Annotated in this window: 7 protein-coding genes; all 7 read left to right on the top strand. The window is 62.6% G+C overall.

The window, feature by feature from the left end:
• Nucleotides 1-403: type II toxin-antitoxin system VapC family toxin (locus tag RKE50_RS11270; protein WP_350036531.1), on the top strand; the 403-nt coding region annotated here is incomplete at its 5' end.
• A gap of 320 nt (nucleotides 404-723) precedes the next feature.
• Nucleotides 724-1,371 carry a TetR/AcrR family transcriptional regulator gene (locus RKE50_RS11265; RefSeq protein ID WP_350036530.1) on the top strand — a complete coding sequence of 216 codons (648 nt, stop codon included), beginning with the start codon at nucleotides 724-726 and terminating at the stop codon, nucleotides 1,369-1,371.
• A gap of 93 nt (nucleotides 1,372-1,464) precedes the next feature.
• On the top strand, nucleotides 1,465-2,334 hold the full coding sequence (purU, locus tag RKE50_RS11260; RefSeq protein ID WP_350036529.1) for a formyltetrahydrofolate deformylase: 870 nt from the start codon (nucleotides 1,465-1,467) through the stop codon (nucleotides 2,332-2,334).
• A 26-nt stretch (nucleotides 2,335-2,360) separates the two neighbouring features.
• Nucleotides 2,361-3,611, top strand: a complete 1,251-nt coding sequence (locus RKE50_RS11255) for a sarcosine oxidase subunit beta family protein (protein ID WP_350036528.1) — start codon at nucleotides 2,361-2,363, stop codon at nucleotides 3,609-3,611.
• A gap of 1 nt (nucleotide 3,612) precedes the next feature.
• Nucleotides 3,613-3,903: a sarcosine oxidase subunit delta gene (locus tag RKE50_RS11250; protein WP_350036527.1), complete on the top strand. Its 291-nt coding sequence runs from the start codon at nucleotides 3,613-3,615 to the stop codon at nucleotides 3,901-3,903.
• Entirely contained in the window at nucleotides 3,900-6,764 is a 2,865-nt protein-coding gene (locus RKE50_RS11245) for a 2Fe-2S iron-sulfur cluster-binding protein (protein WP_350036526.1), read from the top strand. The genes RKE50_RS11250 and RKE50_RS11245 overlap by 4 nt, the downstream gene beginning before the upstream one ends.
• Nucleotides 6,757-7,317, top strand: coding sequence for a sarcosine oxidase subunit gamma (locus RKE50_RS11240; protein WP_350036525.1), 561 nt, complete (start codon nucleotides 6,757-6,759; stop codon nucleotides 7,315-7,317). The genes RKE50_RS11245 and RKE50_RS11240 overlap by 8 nt, the downstream gene beginning before the upstream one ends.
• Nucleotides 7,318-7,329: the final 12 nt, after the last annotated feature.

Raw genomic sequence — 7,329 nt, 5'->3', positions numbered from 1 at the left:
GTCGCGGAAAAGCATGACCGTCGTTGATGCAAACGTCATCCTCCGTTACTTGTTGGATGATCACAAAAGCCTGTCTACCAAGGCGCGAAAGATTATCGATCCGGCGGTAGGCGGAGAGCGTGATCTATTTGTCCCGCAAGCCGTTCTCGCGGAGTGCGTTTACGTTCTGGAAAAGCTCTACAAAGTCCCGCGTCCGGAGGTCGCTGACAGTCTTGATGCGCTGTTGGCTTTCAAGGGCATTGAGACTCATGACGCTACCGCAGCGCGAATGGCGCTGCAGTGGTACAGCGACAGTCGCGTAGACTTCGTGGACGCCCTGGTTCTCGCGACTGCTCACGCGCAGGGCGTTGGATACGCAAGCTTCGACAAGGATCTGGGAAAACTTGAGCGGCGCCTGAGTTAGCCTCCTCGCCAATTTGGCTGACTGTGTCGCCCAAAATCGGCGCTATGTCCTCTACACAGGCCAGACTAACGAGCTTGTGGCGGCGATAGCCCGCCCGGAGCCCAAGCACTCCCGACACAAACCCGACCAAAGGGCGACTTTCGCAGCGTCCCGGTGGGGTATCAAAATTCATAAGTCTTTAGTGTTTTGGTGCACGGTGGTCGTCGCCCGGAGCGCGCCCTGCTTGGCGATTGGCGTCGTGAAGCCCTGCGTCAACAGAGACTCTCAGGGTGACATTAGATTAAAATAAACCTTTCGGATTAATAAGCCGGAGGCTGATCTTGGAGCCCAACCTGTCTGCATCTGAGTACGCCAAGCGCAAACTCATCATCGCCGCCATTCATCTATTTGCGGAATACGGGGTCGACTCCGTATCGCTGCGGATGATCAATCGCGAGGCCGGACACAAGAATAACTCGGCGCTGCATTACCACTTCGGCAGCAAACTCGGGCTCATCGAAGCGGTGGACCATTTCATACAGCAGCACTTCGACGAGGTTCGCGAGACCGCGCTCGCCGCCCTCGAGGATCGGGCATCTGACGGCGACATAGGTCTGAGAGAAATCCTTGAGGCGCTCGTTAATCCCTACGTGGAAATTATCCAGACACACGACTGGGGTTACGAGGCGATCCGCACCATCGCGCGGATGGAATTCGACGGCAATGCACAGGTTCACAACCTGCTGGAAAAATCCGCGGGGGACGCGGTCAAACGCTTCGCCAGACTGCTGCGCCCTCAGCTGCCGGGCCTGAAACCGCGAGACTTCAGGAGACGCGTCAACTTCGTCGTCAATTCCACCATTCTCGGTTTTGCCGATTACCGGAATCTGCATCAGACCTATCTCGGTGACCTTTCCACGAGGAGCCTGGCGGAGCTGGCGAAGTTCCACGTCGATATGAGCGCTGCAATACTGAATGCGCCGAGCTGAAGCGACCAGGTTGACGCACGATTAACCCCCTTGACTTAATCCGGCCAGCTGGTAAATAATCCGCCAGACTTAAAAAGCTGTCGGATCGATTCCATGAGCGGAGCAGCGGGCGCGCCGCGTTCACACATTCTCGCCTTTCAGTGTCCGGACCGGCTGGGCGTGGTCGCACGCTTTTCCGGGCTTGCGCTGGAAGCCGGCGCGTTCATCACTGATATGTCGAACTTTTCTGACCCGACGACCGGTACGTTCCACCTGCGCTGCGTGTTCGATGACCGGCAGATGACCGTGCCCATGGACAGATTCCTGTCGCGCTTCGTAGCGTTGGCGAGCGAGTTTTCCATGGATTATCGCTTCCGCGCGCAGGATAATCTGCCGCGCGTTCTGCTGGCGGTATCGAAGTTCGACCATTGCCTGAGCGTGCTGCTCAACAAGTGGCGCGCCGGTGCTCTGCCGATGGACGTGGTGGGTGTGGTCAGCAACCACTCGGACTGTCAGTCCATGGCCGAGTGGTACGGCGTACCATTCCATCACTTACCGATTACGCCTGAGACAAAGCCGCAGCAGGAGTCGCAGATGCTGGCGGTGATGGGTGATCTGGACGCCGATCTACTCGTCCTCGCACGCTACATGCAGATTCTTTCCGATGACCTGTGTGAGCAACTCCAGGGTCGCGCGATCAATATCCATCATTCTTTTCTGCCAGGTTTCAAGGGCGCGAAGCCCTACCACCAGGCTTACGAGCGCGGCGTGAAGGTCATCGGCGCAACCGCGCACTACGTGACCGCGGACCTCGACGAGGGGCCGATCATCGTGCAGGAGGTACGGGCCATCGATCACGCGGTGAGCGTGCAGGAGATGATCCACCTCGGACACGACACGGAAGCTACCGCCCTGTCACAGGCAGTGCGCCTGCACTGCGAGGAACGGGTGCAGTTGAACGGCAACCGCACCGTGATTCTCTAACGCGCCGAGGCATTGTGAACGCAGGCATGGAAACGTATTCGGCCTTCAACCTGTTGAGACACGCGCTCAGCGGACACCGGAACTGGCCCGCGTCCTGGCGCTCACCGCAGCTCAAGTCCCGCTATGACGTGGTGATCATCGGCGGCGGCGGACATGGCCTGGCTACGGCCTACTACCTGGCAAAGGAACACGGCATCACCAATGTGGCGGTGCTGGAAAAGGGCTGGATCGGCGGCGGCAATACCGGGCGCAACACCGCGGTCACCCGGTCCAACTACTTCTATCCGGAGAGCACGCGATTCTACGAGCATTCCCTGAAGCGCTACGAGACCATGGGCCGCGACCTGAACTACAACATCATGTTCAGTCAGAACGGCATCATCAGTCTCGCCACCAGTCGTCACGACATGGAGATCTATCGGCGCTGGGTAACGTCAATACAGCTGCAGGGCGTCGACTGTGAAGTGTTGTCCCGGGATGCGATAGCGGAGAAGGTGCCGCTGCTGAATGTCAGCGCCTCGGCGCGCTACCCGATTTACGGCGGTTTCCTGCAGAGCAGGGCGGGTATTTCCCGCCACGACGCTGTCGCCTGGGCATACGCTCGCGCCGCGAGTGCGCTTGGCGTGGATATCGTGCAGAACTGCGAGGTCACCGGGATACAGGTCAGCGATGGCAGTATCACCGGCGTGCAGACCTGCCTCGGTGACATTCGCACGGACAAGGTCGCCTCGGCGGTAGCCGGGCACAGCAGCCTCGTCGCGGCCATGGCCGGTGTCAGTCTGCCCATCGTCAGCCAGTGCCTGCAGGCGATGGTGACCGAGCCCGTAAAGCCCTGTTTCGACCACGTAGTCATCTGCCCCGCGGTGCACTGCTATCTCTCGCAGTCCGATCGTGGGGAACTCGTTATCGGTGGCGGCGCAGATACGCATCCTTCCTACGGGCAGCGCGGCAGTCTGCCATCCACGGAAGCGGTGCTGAGCGCCGTGGTGGAGCTTTACCCGGCATTCAGCCGCCTTAAGCTCATGCGTCAGTGGGGGGGCACCGTGGATATTGCCCCCGATTCGAGCCCCATCGTGTCCACGACGCCGGTCACCGGTTTCTATATCAGCACCGGCTGGGGTACCGGCGGTTACAAGGCCATTCCCGCCGGTGGCGAAACTCTCGCCCACACCATTGTCCACGATCAGCCCCACCCCCTGGTGGAGCCGTTCTCCCTCGACCGCTTTGCGCGCGGTCGTCTGATTGATGAGGGCGCCGCCGCCGGCGTGGCGCATTAGCATGCATATCATCGACTGCCCCTGGTGCGGCCCGCGTAGCGAAGACGAATTCAGCTGCGGCGGACAGTCGCACATCACCCGGCCGGCAGACCCGGCCGCGACCTCAGACACGGACTGGGCGGGTTATCTTTACACCCGCGACAACCCGAGGGGCCTGCACTTCGAGCGCTGGCGCCACACCTTCGGCTGTCGCCAGTGGTTCAACGTGGCCCGTGACACGGTTACCCACGAGATTCATGCCGTGTATCGCATGGGCGACCCTCGGCCAGACGTCGGCGGGGCCGGCTCATGAGCGCGCCGACCACGCGGTTGCCACATGCGCGGGTGGACACGGACAAGCCGCTCACCTTCGAGTTCGACGGTCGTCGCTACCAGGGGTTCGAGGGGGACAGCCTGGCCTCCGCACTGCTCGCCAACGGCGTGACGGTAGTCGGGCGCAGTTTCAAGCTGCACCGGCCGCGGGGCGTGTTCGGCCGGGGCAAGGAAGAGCCCAATGCGCTGGTGCAGCTCGAGGCGGGTCATCGCACCGAACCCAATGCGCGCGCAACGCTCGTTCCCCTGTACGAGGGTTTGCGCGCGCGTGGACAGAACGCCTGGCCATCGGTCAGCTTCGATCTGTTCGGGGTGATGGGTGCCTTTAAGCGGGTTCTGCCCGCTTCTTTTTATTACAAGACGTTCATGTGGCCGAGCTGGCACAGCTGGGAATGGCTGGTCCGACGCGTCGCCGGACTTGGAAAGGCCCCTAACGGCGCCGATCCCGACTACTACCTCAAGCAGAATGTCCACGCCGACGTGGTGGTGGTCGGCGCGGGGCGCTCGGGATTGACCGCCGCCCTAGAAGCGGCTGCCGATCCCGCGCGCCGGGTCCTGCTAGTTGACGAGCAGGAGCAGGTCGGTGGCTCTCTTCTGGCCAGTCCCGAGGCTGCCGATCGCGGCTGGCTGGCCGACGCCGTGCAGAGCCTCGACACTGTCGGCAACCTCACGGTGATACCGCGCTGCACCGTCAACGCTTACTACGAGAACAATATTCTCGCCGCCGTGGAGCGCATCGCCTCGCACGGCAGCAGAGAGGAGGGCGCGCGGCCCCGGGAGCGCTTCTGGCGCATCTTTGCCGGGCGGGTGATTCTCGCGACCGGCGCCATCGAGCGTCCGATGGTGTTTCCTGACAACGACCGTCCCGGCATTATGCTGGCCTCGGCGCTCCGCGAGTATGTGCATCGTTACGGCGTGGTGCCGGGAACGCAGCTGGTGTTCTATACAAACAACGACTCGGGCTGGCGCACGGCGCTGGAGCTTACCTCTGTGGGAGTACCGGTAGCGGCGATCGTCGACATCCGCCACGACATCTCCGCAGAGCTGCAGCAGGACGCCACTGAGCAGGGTATTGCGGCGTATACGGCCAGGGTGATTACCGGTACCCGGGGCCGCGGCGGCGTGCGCAGGCTGACCCTGCATCACCTGCACAGCAATGGCGAGAGCCTCGGCGCGGCGGCGGAATCGCTCACCTGCGATGTGCTGGCTATGTCCGGTGGCTGGTCGCCGACAGTACACCTCTACTCGCAGTCCGGTGGACACCTGGCGTACCGGGAAGACGATGCCTGCCTGGTGCCCGCGCGAGCGCATCAAGCGGTGACTGTGGTGGGCAGCGCCAACGGCGATTTTCGCGAGCCCCTGAACATCCAGCCGCAGTGGCTGACGCCGGGTGTCTCCCCGGAACACCAGTGGATCGATTTCCAGTACGACGTCACCGCGTCGGACATCCAGCTCGCGGCGCGGGAGAACTTCGTCTCCGTTGAGCACGTCAAGCGCTACACCACCAACGGCATGTCGGTGGACCAGGGCAAGACCAGCAACGTCAACGGGCTGGGCGTGCTGGCGCTGGCGACCGGCCGGCCCATTCCCGAGGTGGGCACAACACGTTTCCGCCCGCCCTATCACCCGACAACCCTGGGCGCATTCGGAGGCATCGAGCGGGGTAAACTGTACACCGCGTTCCAGCTGCTGCCCGCCCATCCGGCGCACGTGGCAGCCGGTGCGGTATTTGAGGACTACGGCGCCTGGAAGCGGCCGGCGTATTACGCCCGCGCCAAAGAGACCGAGGAGCAGGCGGTCGCCAGGGAAGCTAAGACGGTCCGCGATGGAGTGGGCCTGCTGGACTACAGCCCGCTGGGCAAGCTGGAAGTGCGCGGCCCTGACGCCCGGGAGTTTCTCAACCGCGTCTACCTCAACAATATCCAGACCCTCGAGGTCGGCGCGGCCAGATACGGGCTGATGCTGAACGAGGCGGGGATCGTGATCGACGACGGCATCGTGGTCTGCCTGGCGGAAGATCATTTCCTGATGCACACCACCAGCGGCGGCGCCACCAGCATTCACCAGCACCTGGAAGAGTGGTTGCAGTGCGAGTGGCTGGACCTGGAAGTGATCGTCACCAACAGTTCCACCCAATGGGCCACCCTGATGCTGTCGGGCCCGAAGGCGCGGGGCGTGCTGCAGAAACTACCCGGCAGTTTCGACCTCTCAAAAGAGGCCTTCGGCCATATGCAGTCTCGCGAGGGCGAACTGCTGGGTCAGCCCTGCCGGATTCTCCGCGCCAGCTTCACGGGCGAGGTTTCCTTCGAGATCAGCGTGCCCGCGCGTCACGGCCTCAGCCTGTGGGAAGAACTGATGGCCGCCGGGGAGCCGGAGGGCATCATTCCCTTTGGTATCGAATCGCTGATGCTGCTTCGCACGGAGAAAGGATATCTCCACGTGGGTAGCGACACCGACGGCAACACCATGCCGCAGGACCTCGGCTGGGGTGGCGCGGTGGAAAAGAAGCCGGTGGATTTCATCGGCCGACGCACCCTTTCCCAAGAGGTGGGCCGAGACCCCCGTCGGTTCCAGTTCACCGGCATCGAATTGCTCAACGAGCAGGGCCACACGGTCAGCGGCGCCCACGTGCTCTCCGAGAACGGGGATAACACCGCGGGTTACGTGACTTCCGCTTTCTATAGTCCAAACCTGGGCCGCACCGTGGCCCTGGGCATCGTCGCCGGGGCCCGCGCCCGGGAAGGCGAGGAGGTCAGAATTTTCTACAACGGCAGCACCCAGCCTGCCCGTCTCGTAAAGCCGGCCGCCTATGATCCGGCGGGAGAAGCACTAAATGGATAAACTCGCCACGGCGGGGGCACTCACTGACCTGGGCCTGAAACGGGATCGCTTTCAGGTCGCGGAAAACACTTGCCTGGGGCTGATCCGGCTGCAGACCTTTCACCGCAAGGCCGGCGCTGTGGAAAACCTGGCGGGGCGCCTCGACATCCGTCTGCCGGGCCCGGGCGAAACCCTGAGCGAGCAGGACAGACAGTGGTTCTGGTCCGCGCCCGGAGAGTGGGTCATCGCGGTGCCCGCGGGCAGCGAGCGCGACGCCCTGCATTCCTTTCAGGTCAGACTGGACGGTCTGCTCGCGGTGCTCAGCGTAATGACCGATAGCCGGATTATCCTGAACCTGACCGGTGAGAGCGCCAGGGATATCCTCTCCCGTGGCAGTACCGTCGATTTTCACCCGTGGGCTTTTGGCGCGGGCCAGTGCGTTAACACGCTTTTTGCGGGAGTTTCCGTGATGCTGGCCTGCCCCGGGGCCGATGATGTCATTCTGCTGTTCGTCGATCGCTCCGTCGCCCAATACCTGATTAACTGGTTGGAGGCCGCCAGTGTCGACTGCTAATCCGGTCTCACC

It is taken from the genome of Pseudohaliea sp. (assembly GCF_040217025.1).
GTDB lineage: Bacteria > Pseudomonadota > Gammaproteobacteria > Pseudomonadales > Halieaceae > Pseudohaliea.
This window is presented reverse-complemented; position numbering and strand designations above follow the sequence as displayed.